At 74.8% G+C, this 18,505-nt stretch carries 16 protein-coding genes; 8 read left to right on the top strand and 8 right to left on the bottom strand.

The features are described from left to right. Positions 1 to 131 precede the first annotated feature (131 nt). Positions 132 to 680, top strand: coding sequence for a MarR family winged helix-turn-helix transcriptional regulator (locus tag ABTZ17_RS17850; protein ID WP_352196580.1), 549 nt, complete (start codon positions 132 to 134; stop codon positions 678 to 680). A 208-nt stretch (positions 681 to 888) separates the two neighbouring features. Here the strand turns inward: ABTZ17_RS17850 and ABTZ17_RS17845 are convergent, their stop codons facing one another. Then, entirely contained in the window at positions 889 to 1,713 is an 825-nt protein-coding gene (locus ABTZ17_RS17845; RefSeq protein WP_352196579.1) for an NAD(P)H-binding protein, read from the bottom strand. A gap of 375 nt (positions 1,714 to 2,088) precedes the next feature. On the opposite strand from ABTZ17_RS17845, the gene ABTZ17_RS17840 reads away from it, so the two are divergent. Both ABTZ17_RS17840 and ABTZ17_RS17835 read left to right on the top strand, forming a co-directional pair. Continuing rightward, the gene (locus ABTZ17_RS17840) at positions 2,089 to 3,969 is read left to right on the top strand and encodes a CocE/NonD family hydrolase (RefSeq protein ID WP_352196578.1); all 1,881 of its coding nucleotides are present in this window, start codon (positions 2,089 to 2,091) and stop codon (positions 3,967 to 3,969) included. Positions 3,970 to 4,085: 116 nt separating this feature from the next. Beyond that, the gene (locus tag ABTZ17_RS17835; protein WP_352196577.1) at positions 4,086 to 5,108 is read left to right on the top strand and encodes an arylamine N-acetyltransferase family protein; all 1,023 of its coding nucleotides are present in this window, start codon (positions 4,086 to 4,088) and stop codon (positions 5,106 to 5,108) included. 136 nt (positions 5,109 to 5,244) lie between these two features. Here the strand turns inward: ABTZ17_RS17835 and ABTZ17_RS17830 are convergent, their stop codons facing one another. Further along, positions 5,245 to 6,126: a tetratricopeptide repeat-containing protein gene (locus ABTZ17_RS17830; RefSeq protein WP_352196576.1), complete on the bottom strand. Its 882-nt coding sequence runs from the start codon at positions 6,124 to 6,126 to the stop codon at positions 5,245 to 5,247. Then, positions 6,123 to 8,585: an AfsR/SARP family transcriptional regulator gene (locus tag ABTZ17_RS17825; protein WP_352196575.1), complete on the bottom strand. Its 2,463-nt coding sequence runs from the start codon at positions 8,583 to 8,585 to the stop codon at positions 6,123 to 6,125. Before ABTZ17_RS17825 ends, ABTZ17_RS17830 begins: the two co-directional genes overlap by 4 nt. A 282-nt stretch (positions 8,586 to 8,867) precedes the next feature. Between ABTZ17_RS17825 and ABTZ17_RS17820 the strand changes: the two genes are divergently transcribed. Next, complete coding sequence (locus ABTZ17_RS17820; RefSeq protein ID WP_352196574.1) at positions 8,868 to 9,812, top strand: NAD(P)-dependent oxidoreductase; 945 nt, start codon at positions 8,868 to 8,870, stop codon at positions 9,810 to 9,812. A 115-nt stretch (positions 9,813 to 9,927) separates the two neighbouring features. On the opposite strand, the gene ABTZ17_RS17815 is transcribed toward ABTZ17_RS17820, so the two are convergent. The 5 genes from ABTZ17_RS17815 to ABTZ17_RS17795 all read right to left on the bottom strand — a co-directional run bounded on the left by ABTZ17_RS17815 (position 9,928) and on the right by ABTZ17_RS17795 (position 14,770). Then, complete coding sequence (locus ABTZ17_RS17815) at positions 9,928 to 10,368, bottom strand: hypothetical protein (protein WP_352196573.1); 441 nt, start codon at positions 10,366 to 10,368, stop codon at positions 9,928 to 9,930. 163 nt (positions 10,369 to 10,531) lie between these two features. Next, entirely contained in the window at positions 10,532 to 11,182 is a 651-nt protein-coding gene (locus tag ABTZ17_RS17810; protein WP_502994721.1) for a phosphotransferase family protein, read from the bottom strand. Continuing rightward, complete coding sequence (locus tag ABTZ17_RS17805) at positions 11,179 to 11,994, bottom strand: NUDIX hydrolase (protein ID WP_352196572.1); 816 nt, start codon at positions 11,992 to 11,994, stop codon at positions 11,179 to 11,181. Before ABTZ17_RS17805 ends, ABTZ17_RS17810 begins: the two co-directional genes overlap by 4 nt. 435 nt (positions 11,995 to 12,429) lie before the next feature. Next, entirely contained in the window at positions 12,430 to 13,014 is a 585-nt protein-coding gene (locus tag ABTZ17_RS17800) for a hypothetical protein (protein WP_352196571.1), read from the bottom strand. Between the two features lie 250 nt (positions 13,015 to 13,264). After that, the gene (locus ABTZ17_RS17795; RefSeq protein WP_352196570.1) at positions 13,265 to 14,770 is read right to left on the bottom strand and encodes an MFS transporter; all 1,506 of its coding nucleotides are present in this window, start codon (positions 14,768 to 14,770) and stop codon (positions 13,265 to 13,267) included. Between the two features lie 183 nt (positions 14,771 to 14,953). Between ABTZ17_RS17795 and ABTZ17_RS17790 the strand changes: the two genes are divergently transcribed. The 4 genes from ABTZ17_RS17790 (at position 14,954) to ABTZ17_RS17775 (ending at position 18,360) form a co-directional block, all read left to right on the top strand. Then, positions 14,954 to 15,889, top strand: a complete 936-nt coding sequence (locus ABTZ17_RS17790) for a GlxA family transcriptional regulator (protein ID WP_352196569.1) — start codon at positions 14,954 to 14,956, stop codon at positions 15,887 to 15,889. A gap of 63 nt (positions 15,890 to 15,952) precedes the next feature. Then, entirely contained in the window at positions 15,953 to 16,567 is a 615-nt protein-coding gene (locus tag ABTZ17_RS17785; protein ID WP_352196568.1) for a 3'-5' exonuclease, read from the top strand. Positions 16,568 to 16,866: 299 nt separating this feature from the next. Beyond that, a complete protein-coding gene (locus tag ABTZ17_RS17780; RefSeq protein WP_352196567.1) occupies positions 16,867 to 17,280 on the top strand; it encodes an SsgA family sporulation/cell division regulator in 414 nt (137 codons plus the stop codon). 144 nt (positions 17,281 to 17,424) lie between these two features. Then, on the top strand, positions 17,425 to 18,360 hold the full coding sequence (locus tag ABTZ17_RS17775; protein WP_352196566.1) for a SigB/SigF/SigG family RNA polymerase sigma factor: 936 nt from the start codon (positions 17,425 to 17,427) through the stop codon (positions 18,358 to 18,360). The last annotated feature ends 145 nt before the right edge of the window (positions 18,361 to 18,505 follow it).

Here is an 18,505-nt window from a genome sequence, read left to right as displayed (position 1 = left end):
GCATTGATTGGTCGGCCAATGATTGGTTCCGGGGTTCAGCGTAACCCATTACTTGGCCGACCAAGGTAAAATGTGCGTGACAGGGTGCCCGCACGGCGGCGGACCGCCCCCGACGACCGGAAGGACCCCTCATGACCACGGAACCGGAAACCGTGCGGGAGGCCCGCCCCGGCACGTCCGGGTGCTCCGTGGCCCCCGGCGCGGCCCTGGACGGCCCGGTGAGCCACGCGATCAGCCGGGTGGCCCGACTGCACCGGATCGCCGCCGGGCGCCTGCTGCGAGAGCTCGGGCTGCACCCCGGGCAGGAGTTCCTGATGATGCACCTCTGGGACAACGGGGCCGTCCGCCAATCCGAACTGATCAAGGCCGTCGGCCTGGACCCCTCCACGGTCACCAAGATGCTCCAGCGCCTCGAACAGGCCGGACACGTCCACCGCCGCCCCGACCCGGCCGACCGCCGGGCCTCCCTGGTCGAGGCCACGGACGACAGCTGCGGCCTCCTGGTCGCCGTCCGCGGAGCCTGGAGCGAACTGGAACGCCAGACCCTCGACGGCCTCGACCCCACCGAACGCACCGAACTCCTCCGCCTGCTCGGCAAGGTCGAAGGCTCCCTCTGCACGGAGGTCGCCCGCGCCGGCAACCAGGACTGCGACGCCGCCACGACCGCCCCGGGCTGCTGACGGGCGGACGGACGGGTGTGCGCCGGGGCGAAACGGGAGCCCGCCCGGCGTTCGAGCGCATCGGTGACCCGGGACCGAGGTCCGGCAGGACCAACGCCCCGCCCCGCGCACGGGCGTCGCACCCGACGGCCCGGCCCCGCCCGGCCCGACCGGCGAGAGCGCGGCTCCCCACCCCGCCCCCGGGCGGGCGCCCCGCCGCCCGGCCCCCTCAGCCGAAGTCCGCCGCGTGGTCCACCGCCCACGCGCCGAAGGACCTCGCGGGGCAGCCCGTGATCCGTTCCACCTCCCCGTTGACCGGCTCCGGATCGATGAGCATCCGTGCCTGAGCGGGCAGCACGGCCCGCACCAGCTCAGCCGGGTATCCCGCCGCCGTCATCCGCTCCACGGCCTCCTCCATCGACACCTCCTCGAACCGCAGCGGACGCCCGACCGCCTCGCCGATCAGGGCCAACTGCCGCTCCTGGGTGACGAGCTCCGGCCCGGTCAACACGGGCCGCGCGCCGACGAGGGCGTCCGAGGTCAGAGCCTCGAAGGCCACCGCCGCGATGTCCGCCTCGTGGATCAGCGGTCTGGCCAGGCGTGCCGGCGGAGCCCGTACCCTGCCCGTCGCCCGCACCGCCCACCCCAGCGTGTTCGCCGCGAACCCGGTCGGCCGCAGAGCCGTCCACTCCCGTCCGGAGCCCTCGACCAGCCGCTCCAGCTCGGTGTGGAACCCCGTGATCGCCTCCCCGGGCCGCCCACCGCCGCCGCCGACACCGGCCGAGGACAGGTACACCGCCCGCCGGGCGTGCCTCCCGATCGCCCCGACCACCTCCGTCGCGCCCTCCGCGCTCAGGAACGGCCACACCAGGAAGACCGCGTCCACCCCCTCCAGCGCCCGGTCGAGGGAGGCCGGATCGGCGAGGTCGCCGCGCACGGCCTCCACGTCCGGAGGCAGCTCCGCCGGCCCCCGTACCAGCGCCCGCACCGGCACCCCCGCCGCGCGCAGCCGGTCCACCACCGCCCCACCGACCCGCCCCGTCGCCCCGGTCACCAGAATCCTGGACCCCGCCATGGGAGACCCCCTCCGTCTTCGCGCGCTCGCTCGTCGCGTCGCTCGATGACCACGAGCTTCCGCCCTCAAGCGAACTTGAGGTCAACGCCGTATCCCGTCTCCCCTCCCCCGTATCCCGCGCACCGCCCTCGCGGGCTGTTCCCACGCGCCGCTCCCACGGGCCCCGCACCCGTCCCGGTGGCACCATGGAACGTGCGCGCGGACCGGACCGGCCGGGCGGGGGCGACGGCACGCCGGGCACGACAGGCACGCCGGGCACGACGGGGCCCGGGGCGGGTGGCGCGCGCGACCACGCGGCGCTCCGCGGCCCACGGGAACGGGCTCACGGTGGTGCCGCAGCCCCGGGAGCAGCCGATGACCACCACGCCGGAACCACACCCGCCGCACGCGCACACGCCGGAGCCACATGCGCCGACTGCGGTCACGCCGAACGCGCACCCACCGGAGGCACGCACCACCGACGCGCACGGCACCGACGGGCACACCACCCCGACACGGCGGTCGACGCCCACCCCGCCGGGGGACACCCGCGCCGACGCCGTCCGCCGGGACAGGCCCTGGAGCCGTCCGGGGCGCGCGCGGTACGCGGCCCGGCGCCTCGCCGGTGCCGTACGGCCCGCGATCGCCGTCCACCGGGCCGACGAGACGGCGCTCGTCATCGAACGCGACCAGCCCGTCACCACCCGGGACGGGACCGTCCTCCGCGTCAACGTCTTTCGACCCCGCGGCCCCGAACCCGTTCCGGTGATCCTCTGCGCGCACGCGTACGGCAAGGACGACTTGCCGCGGTTCACCGCCTCCGGCCGCGCCAAGGTCAGCTTCCGCTACCGCGTCCTGCGGCAGACCTCCCTCGTCCGGTTCTCCTCCCTCACCACCTGGGAGGGTCCGGACCCGGCCTGGTGGGTCGCCCGGGGCTACGCCGTGGTGAACTGCGACGTCCGTGGCGCCGGCACTTCCGAGGGCACCGGCTCGCTGCTCTCCGCGCAGGAGGGCGAGGACGTCCACGACCTGATCGAATGGGCCGGTGGCCGCCCCTGGAGCACCGGGGCCGTGGGCATGCTCGGCGTCTCCTACCTCGCGCTCACCCAGTGGCGGGCCGCCTCCACCCGGCCGCCCTCGCTCCGGGCGATCGTGCCCTGGGAGGGCTTCACGGACGCCTACGGGGGCCTGGTCCGCCCCGGCGGCGTCCTGGAGACCGGCTTCCTCAAGCTCTGGGACCTCGGGCTGAAGAAGGTCCGGCAGACCTACTCCCTCCGGGCCGAGAGCCTCCGTCGGCCGGTCGTCGACGACTGGTACCGCTCCCTCGACCCCGACCTGTCACGGATCGAGGTCCCCGCCCTCGTCTGCGGCAGCTTCTCCGACAACAACCTGCACAGCCGCGGTTCGTTCGCCGGGTTCGAAGGCATCGGCTCCACGACCCGACACCTGTACACCCACCGCACCGGCAAATGGGCCGCCTTCTACGACGAGGAGGCCCGGACCGCGCAACTCCGCTTCCTCGACCGGCACCTGCGCGGCCTGGACGTCCCCGAACTGCCCCGCGTCCGCCTGGAGGTCCGCGACCGCGCCGACCACGTCACCGAGGTCCGCGACGAGAGGACCTGGCCGCTCGAACGGACCCGCTGGACCCCCCGCCACCTCGGCGAACAGGGCCTCACCGCCCACCCGCCCACCGCCGACGGCTCCGTCTCCTTCCCGCTCCGCCGCCACGGCGTCGGCTTCGGCTGGACCCTGGACGAGGACACCGAGATCACCGGCCCCATGGCGCTCCGCCTCCACCTCGAACTCCACGGCACCGACGACATGGACCTCGTCGTGGGCGTCGAGAAGTGGAGCCGGGGCCGCTACGTCCCCTTCGAGGGCTCCTACGGCTACGGCCGCGACCGCGTCACCACCGGCTGGCAGAACGTCGCCCTCCGTGCCCTCGACCCCGACCGCTCCCGACCGCACGCCCCCGTCCCGGCCTGCCTCGTACGCGCGCCCCTCGCACCGGGGGAGATCGTGCCCGTCGACATCGCCCTCGGCCCCTCGGCCACCCTCTTCCAGGCGGGCGAACAGCTCCGCCTCGTCATCGCCGGCCGCTGGCTCTCCCCGCGCAACCCCCTCACCGGCCAGTTCCCCGCCGCGTACGCCACCCGTGGCCGGGGACGCTGCACCCTCCACTGGGGACCCGACCGTCCCGCGCACCTCCTCCTCCCCGTCATCCCGCTCATCACCGACCCGCCGGAGCACTGAAGCCGCACACGGACCGTCGCCCGTCCCGCGCCTCGTCCCGAAAGTCCGCCCGCAACTCCGCCCGCATGTCGGAACGCGTTTGACCTCGACCGAGGTCGAGGGAGGAGGCTGGAGCCATGAGCACCCGGACAGCCGACACGGGGGACACCCCGACCGCCAGCCCCGCGCACGCGCACACCGACGCGCCCGCGCACACCGACGCAGCGGACCCCGTCCTCGCCCCCGTCCCGCCCCTCGGCCCCACCGACCACCATCCGGACCGCTGGTCCGGGGAACTGCTGGACCTCGACGCCTACCTCGCCCGCATCGGCTACGCGGGCCCGCGGGAGCCCACCCTCGCCGTGCTGCGGGCGCTCCAGTACGCCCACACCACCGGCATCCCCTTCGAGAACGTCCACGCCGTCCTCGGCCGGCCCCTGCCCCTCGACCTCCCCTCCGTCCAGGGCCGTCTCGTCCACGACCGCCGGGGCGGCTACTGCTTCGAGCACGTCCTGCTCTTCGCCGCCGCCCTGGAACGTCTCGGCTTCCACGTCACCGGCATGATCGGACGGGTCAGCCTGGGCGCGCCCAAGGTCCTCCCCGCCACCCACGCCCTGCTCGCCGTGACCACCCGCGACGACGACCGGCGGTGGCTGTGCGACGTCGGCTTCGGCGCCGGCCCCCTCGGACCGCTCGAACTCGCCGACGGCGCCCGCATCTCCCACGAGGGCTGGCAACACCGGCTCGAACGGCGCCCCGGCGCCCACGGAATCGACCAGTGGTGGCTGTACCAGACCTCCCCGGGCCCCTCCGGCCCCGACGAGGACCCCGCCCGGCCCCACGAACCGGCCGGCTGGCTCGACCGGCACATCTTCACCCTCACCGCCCAGTACCCCATCGACTACGTGGTCGGCAGTCACTTCGTGGGCACCCACCCCCGCTCCCCGTTCGTCCGCAGGCTGTTCGCGCAACGGATGACCCCCGCCGCCCACTTCAGCCTCGACGACCTGAGGCTCGTCACCACCCGCCCCGACGCCACCCGCACCACCGAGGAGATCGCCCCCGACGCCCTCGACCGGACCCTCCGCGAGGTGTTCGGCATCACCCTCACGGAAGACGAACTCGACGCGATCGCCACCCGCCGGGCCGAAGCGGGCTGACCGGAGACGACGGGACGACGGGCGACCGGAGCCGACGGGGCGACGGGCTGACGGTCGGTGGGAGCTGACGGGCCGACTGGGGCGCCACCGACCGGGCGGGCCACGGCAGGGCCGTGAGGGGGCAGGGCGCGGGAACTCAGGCCGTGGAGGGATCCGGCCGGCCCGTACCCGCGAAGGCGGCGGCGAACGCCTCCGGGCCCAGGGCGGCCCGGACCCGCGCCGTGATGCGGTCGGTGTCCGCGCGCTCGCCGACCGGCAGCGGAGCACCCGCCGCCCGCGCCCGGGCGGCCGCGCCCAACAGCCGGGCGGCCCGCAGCGGCCGCCCGGCCGCCGCGTGGGCCCCGGCCAACCCCTCCTGGGCCAGCGCGACGGCCCGCGGATCCCCGCCCCGACGCGCCACCGCCAGACCCTGCCGGTGCAGGGCCAAGGCTCCCGCCGCGTCACCGCGCTGCTCGGCCAGGAAGCCCGACTCGGCCAGGAGCAGGGCCGGACCGGGACCGAAATCCGCCCCGCGGTGCCAGTCCAGGGTGCGGCGCAGGAGCTCCTCGGCCCGGTCGAACTCGCCCCGCCGGCGGGCCCCCAGGGCCAACCCGATCTCGGCATGGACCTCGCCCGCCGGGTACCCGTGCTCGGCCGCCAGGGCCCGCGCCCGCCGGTGGAGCCCGTCCGCCCCGGCGGCGTCACCGGTCAGCAGCGCGACCCGGCCCAACCCGGAGAGCCGGTCCGCCGCCTCCGGCCAGAAGCCCAGCTCCTCCGCCAGCCGCAGCCCCTCCTCGTGCAGCGCCGTGGCCCGCGGGTAGTCCCCGACGATCGCGGCCAGTGCGGCGAGCGGATACGCGGTCCGCAACTGCCCCCACCGGTCACCGAGTTCGGAGAACATCCGATGTCCTTCCGTCGCGCTGCGCCGAGCGGCGGCGAGGTCGCCGCGCAGCAGCTCCTGCCCGGCCAGGGTGCTCAGCGCCGCCGCCGTGCCCCACCGGTCGCCCCCCGAACGGAAGGCGGCCAGGGCCCCGGTCACCAGAGCCTCGCTCCGCGGCAGGTCCTCACCCGCGCCGAGCAGGGCGTACCCGAGGAACCAGACCGCCCGCGCTCCCGCCGTCCCCCCGATCGAAAGGCTCCCCCGATCGAGGGGCCGTCCACGTCTCCTCCGCCCCCTGCCCCCCTCGCCCCGCCCTGCGACGCACCCTCCGCGGCGCGCGGCGCGTCGCCGCCGTGACCCGCCCGGGCCGCGACCGCATCGTCCCCGGCCAGGACCGCGAACCCCGCGCGCCACAGCGCGGCCCGCTCGCGCAGGGCCGTGAGGGAATCGGCTCCCCGGGCCGCCTTCCCCTCCGTGGAGTACCCGGTGCGGTCCCGTGAGGAGTGGTCCGGCGCGCGCAGTGCCAGGTCCAGTGAGCGGCGGGCTTCGCTCAGGCGGCCGCGCAGGAACCAGTACCAGACCAGGGTGAGCGCCAGGCGCAGCGCACCGGCGGCGTCCTCCCGGTGAACGGTCCGCTCCAGGGCCGCACCGAGGTCCGTCCGCTCTTCGTCGAGCCGGGCCAGCCACCGCTGCTGCTCGGGCCCGAACAGCGGCTCCGCGGCCCGCTCCGCGATCCCGGTCAGGACGGCCCGGTGCCGCAGCTCGTACGGTTCCGCCTCGCCCGCTTCGGCCAGGCGCTCGCGCGCGTAGGCCGCCACCGACTCGGGCAGCCGGTAGCGGGGCCCGTCGGACACCCCGATCAGCGAACGGTCCAGTAGCCCTACCAGCGCGCCCATGACGTCGAGCTCCTCGGCCCCGATCCCCGCGCCCCGGTACCCGTCTCCTTCCTCTTCCCCTTCCCTGTCGCGATCGTCTCCCCGGTCGCGTCCCGTGCTCCCGCCCGGTGCGGGCTCCGCCCACCGGTCGCCGCACACCGCTTCCGCCACCTCCAGCGTGCAGCCGTCCGCGAAGACCGACAGGCGGCGCAGGAGCCGCATCTCGGGGGCGGGAAGGAGCTCCCAGCTCCAGTCGATCACGGCGCGGAGGGTCCGTTGGCGCGGCGGCACGCCCCGCCGTCCGCCGGCGAGCAGCCGGAACCGGTCGTCCAGACGGGCGGCCAGCTCCTCCACCCCGAGCGCGCGGACCCGGGCGGCGGCCAACTCCAGGGCCAGGGGCAACCGGTCCAGCCGCCGACAGATCGTCGCGACGGCCTCGGCGTTCTCCCCGGTGACGACGAATCCCGGGGCGGCGGCCGCCGCCCGTACGGCGAACAGCTCCTCCGCGTCCTCCTGCGACAGCGACGGCACCGTCCACACGGCCTCGCCCGGCAGACCGAGCGGCTCCCGGCTGGTCGCCAACACGCGCACCCCCGGGGCGGCGGCCAACACCCGGCGCACCGTCTCGGCCGCCGCCTCCACGACGTGCTCGCAGTTGTCGAGGAGCAGCAGCATGCGACGCGACCGCAAGGACTCCTCCCACCCGCCCCGCCCTTCCTCCCGGAGCCCGAGGGCGGCGCCCACCTGTTCGGCGACCTCCGCGGACCCCGACAGGCCGACCAGCCGCACCCCGTCCCGATACCCGCCGGCCACCCGTGCGGCGACCTCTTCCGCCAAGCGGGACTTGCCCACCCCGCCGGGCCCGGTGAGCGTCACCAACCGGTGCGCGCCGAGCAGCCCGCCGACGGCGGGCAACGCCCCCGCCCGCCCCACCAGAGCGGTGACCGGGGCCGCGAGCCCGTCCGGCAGGCCCCCGCGTGCGGCCGGCGCGCCACCGAGGGACGGGGCATGATCGAGGATCGCCCGGTGCAGCGCCACCAACTCCGGCCCGGGATCGGCCCCCAACTCCTCCGCGAGCCGCCCGCGCAGCTCCTCGTACGCGGTCAGGGCCTCGGCCTGCCGCCCGGCCGCGTACAGGGCCCGGAGCTGTACGACGCGCAGCCGCTCCCGCAGCGGGTGCCGTTCCGCGAGCTCCGCCGGCTCGGCCACCAGCCCGGGGTGACCACCGACCTCCAGCCGGGCCTCCGCCAGGGCCTCGACGGCGCTCAGCCGCCGCTCCTCCAAGCCTCCCGCGGGACCGCGCAGGAACTCGGCGTCCCCCAGCCCACCGAAGACCTCTCCCCGCCACAACGCGAGCGCCTCGGTGAGGAGTTCGGCCCTGGCGTGCGCGTCCTCCGTCCCGGCCGCGGCGGCGGTCAGACCGGCGAACCGCCCGGAATCGGTGTCCTCGGGCCCGACGCGCAGCAGGTACCCGGCCGGATGGAACTCCACCAGCCGCTCCGCCCCCGGCTCGGCACCTCCCAGCGCCGCGCGCAGCCGGGACACCTTGGTCTGCAGGGCCCCGGCCGGGTGCGCCGGCAGCCTGTCGCTCCACAGCCCCTCCACCAGACGGTCGGCCGACACCGGACGCCCCTCGTGCACGAGCAACGCGGCCAACAACAGCCGGACCTTCGCCTCGGGTACGGCCACGGCCTCCCCGCCATCGGTCCGGACGGCCAGCGGACCCAGCACGGAAAAGAACATGACGGCACGTCAACCGGGCTCCCGCCGGCTCCCGCCGCCACCCCGACCGGAGGACGACAGCGCCCCGACAGCCCTCCGACAGCCCTCCCCGGCACGATGTCCACACCGGAAGGCCCCGCGCCGGCCGCCACGGAGACCGAGCCCCGGGCCCAGACCCGGACGAAGCCCCAGACCCGGACGAAGCCCCAGACCCGGACGAAGCCCCGGACCGCACGAAGCCCCGGACCGCACGAAGACCCAGATCAGCCCCAGCCCCAGCCCCAGACCAACAGGAGCGCACCGATGAGCGACGACCACATCCACGCCACCGGCGACGACGCCACCACCACCGGTTCTCGTATCACCCCCGACCCGGGCCGAGGTCCGTCCGCCGTGGCGGTACTGGGTCTGGGGCAGTTGGGCGCGCGTCTCGCGCAGGCGTTCCTCGCCGCCGGGCACGCGACCACTGTCTGGAACCGCACCGGCGCGAAGGCCGACCCGTTCGTCGCGCAGGGCGCCGTCCGCGCCGACACGGTCGCCGAGGCGGTCGCGGCCGCGCCGCTGGTCGTGGTCTGCCTGCCGGACTACCCGACCGTCGCCGCACTGTTGGATCCGCTCACGGAACCGCTGCGCGGCCGGATCCTCGTGAACCTGACCTCCGGCACCCCGCAGGACGCCCTCGACGCCGCGGACCGGGCCGCCCGGCACGGCATCGACTACCTCGACGGTGCCGCCATGAGCGGTACCCGGCTGGTCGGCAGCCCCGAAGCCCTGTTCCTCTTCAGCGGATCCCCGGGGACCTTCGCCGCCGCGCGGACGGTCCTGGAGGCCCTGGGCCGGCCCGTGCACCTCGGTGCGACCCCGTCGCTGGCGGCCGTCTACGACACGGCCCTCTTCGGCCAGGTCTGGGGCGCCCTCGCGGGCTTCCACCAGGCGCTGGCCCTGACCGGTACGGCGGGCGTGGACCCGGTCGCCTTCGCGGAAGTCGCCACGGGCTACCTGGGCTTCATCGCCTCGATGATGACCGAGCACGCCCGGCACGTCCGGCAGGGCAGCTTCCCCGACGACGACGGCACCGTGGAGGTGCACGCCGCCGCGATGGAGCACCTCCTGCACACCAGCCGCACCGCCGGCATCGGCACCGAACTGCCCGAACTCCTCGGTGCCCTGCTGGCTCGCACGGCCGAAGCGGGCCACGCGACCAGCGGCACGGCCAGCATCTCCCGCACCCTCACCCACACCCCCTGACCCGCAGCCCGTCCCCCCACCTCCACCACCGGGTGCGCCGGCGCACGGGGGCCGGCCCCCGTGTCCCCCGGGTGGGGCGGCACCGTCACATCCGGTGCCGCCCCGGGAGGCGATCTCACCCCACCGGGACGGACGCGAACTCCCAGCGCCAGGAACCGCCTTCGCAGCGCAAGACGGTCCCACCGTCCCGGACCTCCAGTACGTCCGAGCCCGCGTCCCAGGCCATGCGCGGGAGCTCGTCCCGGGAATGGCCGTTCAGCACCCGCTTCCAGAGCGGGCCCTCCGGCGCCCCCGGAGTCTCCGACCGGAGGGAGCGCACTCCCTCCAGCACCAGCCGCACGGGCCCGAGCTTCCGGTACGGGCTCGTGTCGGATTCGGCGTACGCGCCCGGGAACGCCAGCTCGACGCGCAACCGCCCGTCCGAGGGGAGCACCGAAAGCCCGTGCCCCTGCCCGTCGACGTCGATCTCACCGACGCCCGGCACCTCCCATCCGGTGATCTCGCGCCAGGACGCTTCGGGTTCCGCCCCCAGGACCGGGTGACAGCCTTCCCACATGACCAGCCTTCCGTCGTCGGTCTGCGTCCCACTGTGTCGGAGTGGGGCGACTTCCCCGAAAGTCGACCCGATGGCCACGCTCGGTCCGGATGCTGTTCTTGAGGGAATTCCGCTCGTGAGGGGCTTCAGCGCGCGGGCCCGGGGGCCCTGGCTCCCGGGGCGGTCAGCCGGCGTGGAGCCGGGCGAGGGAGCGGTGGGCGCGTTCGGTGACTTCGGGGTCCTGGTGGGTGGTGCCGTAGGCGATGCCGGAGACGGAGTCGAAGGCGGTCTCGCAGCGCAGGCGAAGCTCCTCGGTGGGCGTGAGCTCCCTGCCGTAGCCGTCGAGGAAGGCGGCGCGAAGCTCGGGTCTGCCGGCCCAGGTGTCGCTCAGGCGCACCAGGTCGCGGGTGGCTGTCGCGTATTCGGAACGCTCGAAGTCGAAGAGGCGCGGGGCGCCGCAGGGGGCGACCAGGAGGTTGCGGTACTGGAGGTCCCCGTGGGTGGGCACCAGAGGGGCCGCGGGCAGGGACGCGTACTGCCGGGCCAGGGCGCGGACGAGTGCTTCGTCTGCTGTGTGGAGGTGGGGGCGGGCCGTGGTGAGGTGCCGTTCCAGCTTCGCCTCGATGGCTGCGGCTGCGGGCTCGGGGGAGTGGGCGGTCGTGGTCGCGGTGACGGTGGCGGCGATGTGGGCGTCGCTGACTTGATGGTCGGTTCGTCGGGGTGGGGCGCTGTGGTGCAAGGCGGCGATCAGACTGCCCAACGCCTGTTGGAGCCGTGCTTCCGCGGTCGGTTCGAAGGGCAGGCCGTGGAGGGGGCGTCCCATGAGCGCGGTCACCACCACCGCCCGGAGCGCGGGATCGGCGGCGACCAGGCGCGGTGCCCGGGGGCCGAGTGCCGGCACCAGGAGCGGTAGGCGGCCACTTCGCGGTCATGGAACCGGGGGCCACGGTGCCGTTTGAGGTACCAGCGCCCTCCGTCCGGCCCGTCCAGCCGCCACACGCGGCTACCGGAGCGGGTCCAGGACACGTCCGTGATCCGGGCTACGCGCCCCACGGCCCTTTCGGCGAAGTCTCGTAACGCGAGCGGCGGTTGCTCGGGTGGCGTGGTCGTCTCCGGGGGAAGGCGTCCGGGGACGAGGCGGGTCCGGGAGGGGAGGTGGTCGGCGTGGGCCACCGGGTCCCCGGGGGACTGGAAGTGCACGGCGCCGGGGAGGCCGGCGCGATAGGCGTCCAGCCCGGCACGGCAGTAGGCCACCATCGGGGCGGGCAGGGCGTCCAGGGGGTACCACCCCATGCCGTCGCAGCGGTCGGGCTCACGGATCCCGGGGGTTCCCGACCAGCGCCGCACCTCGAAGAACAGGCCGAATCGGGACCGGCTGCTCTCGGGAGGGTCGTGATGGACGGTGACGGCGAGGGTGACGTCCTCCGTGGCGATGCGGACCCCGGTCTCTTCCTCGGCCTCCCGCACCACGGCCCGGACCATGTCCTCCCCGGGGTCGAGATGACCCGAGGGCAGGTGCCACATCCCCGTGGCGTAGACGGGCCCGACCCGTCGTGACAACAGGACCTCCGGTCCTGCCTCGCCCCCGTCCCGGCGCAGGATGAGGTGCACGTCCACCGGCACCATGTGCCGCCCTCCGCCGCTCACGATCCGACCTCCGTGAGGGACACGGACACGGAGGTGGAGGTGGAGGTGGAAGAGTACGGCGGTGGGTGACACGGATGGCGATCGCCACCGTGCGGTGACGCGATCTGTTCGAATAAGGGGCGGTGGGAGTGAGGGGTGGTGGCGGCTCGGTTCATGTCTCCTCCTGTGGGTGTCAGGGGTCACGCGCACCGAGCGATACGGCGAATGCCCAGCTCAGTGCAGAGGTGACGGATGATCGCTCGAACGTGGAATCGATCGTGGCACGGCCCGTGGCCCCGCGACGAGAGGAATCCGCCGTTCCCACCCGTTCGAGTGCTTCCCGACTGACGAGGCATCCGATTCCGCCTCTCGTCCGCCACTCAAGCCCCCACTCTCGCGGGCCCGCCCGTCTGCCCGCCCACCCGTCGCCTGTCGGCGCCCCCGCCCGTCAGACCCTCAAGAGGGCCGCGACCTGCGTCGCGAGGGCGCCGGCGGGGAGGACGCCGTCGAGTACCAGATCGGCGAGGTGCGGGTGGGTTCGACGTACCGGGCGTGAGAGCGGGAGCTGTGGGCGTGTGCGAGGAGTCCGGGCCTTGGGTCCCGGCCTTCGGCGAGCTTCCGCAGCGTCTTGCGGATGACGCGGATGTCCGGCGGGGTGTCCACGAAAACTCGCCACCTGGGGCGCGGGCCGGTTGAGGTGGACGTAGAGGCAGATGTGGAGGTGGAGGTGGAGGTGGCCAGGGTGAGGGCGAACGTGCCCTCGACGATCGTCAACGCGGAGTCCGCGTGGAGGGTGAGGGCCGCGTCGATCTTTGCCGGGTCGAGGGAGCGAGGGTCGCTGAAATCGATCACGCGGCCCGGCCCGTCCAGGCGGGGGACGGTCGGTGCCGAGTAGGTGTCCGCGTGGAAGCAGTCGTCGAGGTGGATCAGGCCGGCGCCGGGGAGGTGTGTCGCGAGGGTACGGGCCAGGGTGGTCTTCCCGGAGCCCGCGCCGCCACCGATCAGGAGGAGCGGATTGGGGGCGAGGAGGGGTGGGGACATCGCCGCACGGTAGCTCGACTCGTGGGGGCGGCGGGGAGGCGCGGAGGCGGGAAGGTGAGGCGGGCCGTGGGCCGCGATCGGGGCGACCGTCGTGGCGGCCGTCGTCCCGATCGCAGCGACCGAAGCGACTGAAGCGACTCAGATTCGGGGGTGGGTGAACGGTTCGTGGCGGAGGAGTGGCCGTGGGTGTCGGTTTCGGTGGGTTGCCGGGGTGCTTTGTGCTGATAGGGGCTATAGGGGCAGATGTGGTTCACGGCGTGGTGGGTGTGGTGGGCCGGGTGGGACGGCGGAGGGCGCGGATCGCGGGGATGGTGAGGAGGGCGGTGCAGCCGAGCAGGCAGGTGGCCGCCGAGACGAGGAGCAGGCGCTCCGGTGGGGCCAGCGCCGTGGCGGGTCCCGCGAGGATCTGACCGAGTGCGATGCCGGCGACCGATCCGGCCAGCTCGTAGGCCGTGACCCGGTTCAGGACCTCCGGCGGGGTGTGGGTCTGCACGCTGGTGGCCCACATCACCGACCAGAAGGCCAGTCCGCCACCCGCGAGCGCGTGTCCCGTGAGGAGCAGGGGCAGTCCGGCGTCCAGGGCGATGGCGAGGGGCATGGCGGTGTAGAGCAGCATGGCCACCGCTCCGGCGGCAAGGGGCCGGGCCGGGCGGACCCGCAGCGCCACCAGGCCGCCGAGCACGGTGCCGGCGCCGAGGAAGGACACGGTCAGACCGTAGGCGTCGGGGCCGAGGCGGTCCCCGATGAGGGCGGAACCGATCGGGACGAGCGGTCCGAAGACGAGCATGCCGAAGAACACCCAGATCAGGATCACCGACCACATCCAGGTCCGGGCCTTGAACTCCCGCCAGCCCTGGCGCAGATCGCTCCGCAACGAACCCGCTGACCGTCCCTCGCCCCCACTCCTGCCCTTGCCCTCGGCCCTGCCCCCGGCTGAGCCGAATCCGCCCGAGCCGGGACTCGATCCCGCCCCGGAATCCGAATCGGCCTCCTTCCGGCCCGCTCCCGCCGCTCCGACCGTCCCCCTCGGGTCGAGTCGGATCAGGCCCAGGCACAGGGCGCTGATCAGGAAGGTGCCCGCGTCGATGGCGTACACGGTCCCGGCCCCGGTCACCGTGATCAGCAGGCCCGCCAGGGCGGGGCCGAGCAGGTGGGCGAGGGCGTCGGCGACCTTCAGGGTGGCGTTGGCCCGCTGCGGCTCGCGGGCCACCAGCGGGACCATGCCGTTCACCCCGGGGAGGAACATCGCCACGGCCGCGCCGGCCAGCGCCGCCATCGTGACGAGCAGCCAGAAGGGCGGTGTCCCCGTGAAGAAGGCGGCGGCCAGCACGCCTTGGGTCAGGACCCGCACGAAGTCCGCCCCGACCATCATCCGGCGGGCGCCGAACCGGTCCGCGAACACCCCGCCGAACAGCACCAGGAGGACGAAGGTGCCCGTCCAGACGCCGAGGACGAGGCCGACCCCGGAGATCCCGTACAGCGCGCCGACCGCGAGCGCGGTGGCGACGGGCATCATCGCGTCGCCGAGCATCGAGACGCTCCGCGAGGCGAAGTAGAGGGAGAAGCGGTGGTCCCACAAGGGCGTGCGCAGCGGCGGTTGCAGGGGGGCGTGCGGCGGGGAGCCGTGGTCGGGTTCGCGAGGGGGCCCGGTGGGCGCGGCGTCGGTGGGCGCGGCGTCGGCGGGCGCGACATCCGGCGGCGCGGCATCGGTCCGCGCCCCGGGCTGCCGGTCGGAGGGTGTACGGGTCGTCTTCACCTCACCGATATTGGACTGGACCACTCGGCCCCTCCCAGTGTCCCGAACGACACGATGGGGTACTTTCCCGCCATGGCCGACCGCCCCGCCCCACCGTCCCCCGCCCCACCGTCCCCGTCCCCCGCCCCACTGCCTCCCGCCCCACCCCCCGGGCTCCGCCCGCCCCACCGGGTGGTCGCCGTCGTGCAGTCCCCGCAGCCGGTGTTCCCGCTGGCCTGCGCGAGCGAGGTGTTCGGCGACCACTCCCCGGAGGTGCCGGTCCGGTACTCCTTCCGGGTCTGCGCCGAACACCCGGGCCCGGTCCGCTCCGAGAGCGGCTACGACCTCCTGGTCACGGCCGGTCTCGACGCCCTGGAGCACGCCGACACCGTGCTCGTACCGGGCTGGCGGCAGCCGCCGGGCACGGAGGTACCGCCCGCCGTGGTGGCGGCCGTCCGACGGGCCCACCACCGCGGCGCCCGCGTCGTCGCCCTCTGCTCGGGCGCCTTCGTGCTCGCCGCCGCCGGACTCCTCGACGGCCGCCGCGCCGCCACCCACTGGGACCGCGCCGCCGAACTGGCCGGCCGCCACCCGGAGGTCCGCGTGGACCCCGCCGTGCTGTACGTGGACCACGGGGACGTGGCCACCAGCGCCGGCTCGGCCGCCGCCGTGGACCTCTGCCTGCACCTGGTCCGCGCCGACCAGGGAGCCGGGTACGCCATGCGCATCGCCCGCCGCCTGGTCATGGCCCCGCACCGCGAGGGCTGCCAACTCCAGTACGCCGAACTGCCCGCCCCCGGACCGGTCGCCGAATCCCTCGCCCCACTCCTCGACTGGGTCGGCGAACGCCTGGACCAGCCGGTCAGCGTCGCCGACATGGCCGCCCGCGCCCGGGTCTCCTCCCGCACCCTGACCCGCCGCTTCACCGAACAACTCGGCATCAGCCCCGGCCGCTGGCTCCTGGACCGGCGGATCGCCGCCACCCGCGCCCTCCTGGAGGAGACCGACCTGCCCGTGGAGACCATCGCCCACCGGGTCGGCCTCTCCTCGGCCGTCAACCTCCGCCGCCGCTTCCACGAGGCCCTGCGCACCACCCCCGCCGCCTACCGCCGGGCCTTCCGGGCCGAGAAGGCGGGCTGACGGCAGCCGTCGCGACCCCGAAAACCGGTTGGTGGGGCGCGGGGGGCGTCGCATGATCGGGGCATGGACATCGACCCGGGCCACCGCCCCGATTTCGCGCCGGACGCGCACCTGTTGAACGTCGTGGACGTCGAGGCCACCTGCTGGCCGGGGTCGCCGCCGCCCGGGGCCGTGAGCGAGATCATCGAGATCGGGCTGACCGTGGTGGACCTGCGTCGCGGGGAGCGGGTCGGGCGGCACCGGGTGTTGGTGCGCCCGCAGCGGTCCGCCGTCAGCGCCTTCTGTACCGAACTGACCGGGCTCACCCAGGCCGAGGTCGATTCCGGGCTCGGCTTCGCCGAAGCCTGCCGGCTGCTCGCGGCCGAACACGCGGCGGGGGCCCGGCCGTGGGCGAGTTGGGGGGACTACGACCGGCTCCAGTTCACCCGGCAGTGCCGCGCCACCGGTACGCCGTACCCCTTCGGTCGGTGGCACACCAATGCCAAGGCCGTGTTCACCGAGGCGCACGGGCTCCGCAAGCGTCCCGGCATGGCGGGTGCCCTGACCTTCGCGGGGCTGCCGCTGGAGGGCCGGCACCACCGGGGCGAGGACGACGCCTGGAACATCGCCGCCCTCGTCCTCCACCTCGCGGGCCGTGACGCCTGGCCCGCCGCCACCCCCGCCCCCGAGGGTTTCTGAGCCGACGGCACGCGACGAACTGCGAGAGGTATGAAGGGCACGCGGGCACGAGGGCACGCGGGCGGGGGACGCGAGCAGTGGCGGGGGAGTTCGGGGAAGGCGCTCGGGGGAGGGGGCGCGGACGGGGCGGACGTCGGGGGCGCGTGGAGGAAGGTGACTTTCCCCCCAATGGCCCTGTGTGACCCGGAAGGGACGGGGCAAGCGCGCGGCTGACACCCCCTCACCACCGCACCGCTCCCGCACCGCAGCACCACACCCCCCGCACCGCCCCCCCGCGCCGAACCCCCAGGAGGCCGTCCATGTCCTGCGTGTCCGCCGAGATCGACGTACGGCTCACGGCCGAGGACCAGCCTTCCGTGCCGCTCCGGCTCCGGCTGACCTACGCCTCCACCGACCCCTACGCGGTCCAGGCGGAGTTCCGCCACGAGGGGGCCACGCTGGCCTGCTGGTACTTCGACCGGGAGGCGTTGGCGGCGGGGCTGCGGGCGCCGGGTGGCGGCGGGGACGTGCGCTTCCGGCCCGCGGCCACCCGCAGGGGGCCGGCGCTGCGGATCGAACTGCGCGGCCGGATCGCCGACGACCCCGGTACGGCCGTGTTCCTGGCCGACGCGGTGGCCCTGGCCCGGTTCCTGTCGGGCACCCACGCTCTGGTGCCCCCGGGCACCGAAGTCCTTGACATCGACGCCCTTTTGGACGCGCTCCTCGCCAACTGAAGCGGCGCGCCGGGCGGTCGGAACGGGCACGGCGCCGGGCAGGATGAAAGAATCCTGCGCGGCGCCGCGTACGCGCGCGATTTCGGGGAAAGGGCGCGGGAGCAACGGGCCCGTCGAGGGGCCCCGACGAGAGAGGCCCGGACCATGCCCCCTACCGCCGCAGCCCCCGCCGCCGTACGTGCCACCGCCCCGGTCGCACCGGCCGACCCGGCCACGGACACGGCGGCCGCCACGGTACCCGGTCGTACGGTGCCGGGGCCGGAGACCCTCCAGCCGCGGGAGCTCGCTCCCGCCGACGCCCGTGAGCTGTCGAAGGTCTTCCTGGCGCGCCTGCGCGAGTTGGAAGAGGGCACCCCCGAGTACAGGTACGTCCGCGGCGTGCTCATCGAGATGAACGTCTCCCTGGTCAACTACGCGGCGCGGCGCTTCCGCCGGCGGACCGCGCAGGCGCGCGTGGACCTGGAGGACATCGTCCAGGTCGGGACGATCGGACTGATCAAGGCCATCGACCGCTTCGACCCGGACCGCGGCGTCGAGTTCACCACGCTGGCCCTGCCCTTTATCACCGGGGAGATCAAGCGGTACTTCCGCGACACGACCTGGTCGGTGCACGTGCCGCGGCGCCTCCAGGAGCTCCGCAGCGACCTGGCCAAGAGCCAGGAGGCGCTGTCCGACCTCTTCGGCCGGGCCCCGACGGTCGCGGAGCTCGCGGAGGACCTGGGCCTCTCCGAGGAGGAGGTCCGCGAGGGCATGGTGGCCGCCAACGGCTACAGCTCCGAGTCCCTGGACGCCGGTTCCGAGAACGAGGGCCAGGACGGCGCGGTCCGCGCGGGCCGCCGCACCCTGACCGACACCCTCGGCGCGGTGGATCCCGAACTGGAACTGTTCGAGGACTGCCACACCCTCGCCCCGCTGCTGGCCCGGCTCGGCGACCGGGACCGGCGGATCCTCGCGATGCGCTTCGGGGAGGAGCTCACGCAGGCCCAGATCGGCGCCGAGCTCGGCATCTCCCAGATGCAGGTGTCCCGGGTGCTCGCCCGCATCCTCACCCAGCTCCGCGAGGGCCTGCTGGCGGCCTGACCGGACCCCGGGCCCGCGGCCGGACCCCGGGCCCGCCGCCCGACGAGGACCGACGAGGAAGCACGGACAGAGCGCGGGGCCCCTCACCACAAAGGGGAGGGGCCCCGCGCACAGTGGCCCGGCGGCCCCGAGTCCCGCGGGCCAC

Origin of the sequence: Streptomyces sp. NPDC097619 (assembly GCF_040302735.1) — a bacterium.
Classification (GTDB): domain Bacteria; phylum Actinomycetota; class Actinomycetes; order Streptomycetales; family Streptomycetaceae; genus Streptomyces.
Note: the sequence above shows the minus strand (reverse complement) of the source record. Positions and strands in the feature narration are given on the sequence as shown.

Bases quoted from the DNA above. Each gene is read 5' to 3' on its own strand.
- ABTZ17_RS17850 (WP_352196580.1), top strand. From the start codon at position 132: ATGACCACGGAACCGGAAACCGTGCGGGAGGCCCGCCCCGGCACGTCC.
- ABTZ17_RS17840 (WP_352196578.1), top strand. From the start codon at position 2,089: ATGACCACCACGCCGGAACCACACCCGCCGCACGCGCACACGCCGGAG.
- ABTZ17_RS17835 (WP_352196577.1), top strand. From the start codon at position 4,086: ATGAGCACCCGGACAGCCGACACGGGGGACACCCCGACCGCCAGCCCC.
- ABTZ17_RS17825 (WP_352196575.1), bottom strand. From the start codon at position 8,585: ATGTTCTTTTCCGTGCTGGGTCCGCTGGCCGTCCGGACCGATGGCGGG.
- ABTZ17_RS17820 (WP_352196574.1), top strand. From the start codon at position 8,868: ATGAGCGACGACCACATCCACGCCACCGGCGACGACGCCACCACCACC.
- ABTZ17_RS17815 (WP_352196573.1), bottom strand. From the start codon at position 10,368: ATGTGGGAAGGCTGTCACCCGGTCCTGGGGGCGGAACCCGAAGCGTCC.
- ABTZ17_RS17800 (WP_352196571.1), bottom strand. From the start codon at position 13,014: ATGTCCCCACCCCTCCTCGCCCCCAATCCGCTCCTCCTGATCGGTGGC.
- ABTZ17_RS17785 (WP_352196568.1), top strand. From the start codon at position 15,953: ATGGACATCGACCCGGGCCACCGCCCCGATTTCGCGCCGGACGCGCAC.
- ABTZ17_RS17780 (WP_352196567.1), top strand. From the start codon at position 16,867: ATGTCCTGCGTGTCCGCCGAGATCGACGTACGGCTCACGGCCGAGGAC.
- ABTZ17_RS17775 (WP_352196566.1), top strand. From the start codon at position 17,425: ATGCCCCCTACCGCCGCAGCCCCCGCCGCCGTACGTGCCACCGCCCCG.